At 36.9% G+C, this 244-nt stretch carries 1 pseudogene; it reads left to right on the forward strand.

The features are described from left to right. Positions 1-244: pseudogene (locus tag AC3II9_RS22340) on the forward strand (hypothetical protein); the annotation flags it as partial.

A 244-nucleotide genomic window follows, 5' to 3' on the forward strand; every position in this document is an offset into this window, starting at 1 on the left:
CTTTTTACAAAACAAGGCCAATGCCAATATTTTGCGTACGGAACGTATTGAGGCAATGCGTGGGGTTATTAGCGACCGTCATGGCGTGCCTTTGGCCATTAGTACGCCTATTATGAAAATTGTCATTGATCCACGTGATTACTTTGATACCAAGCATTTATATGACGAAATTACAGCGGAATTAAAAAAAGATCCAAATAATCGTAAGTTAAAACGACAATTACCAGATAAAAACCTAAATCTT

The organism is Lysinibacillus sp. RU7 (assembly GCF_057837305.1).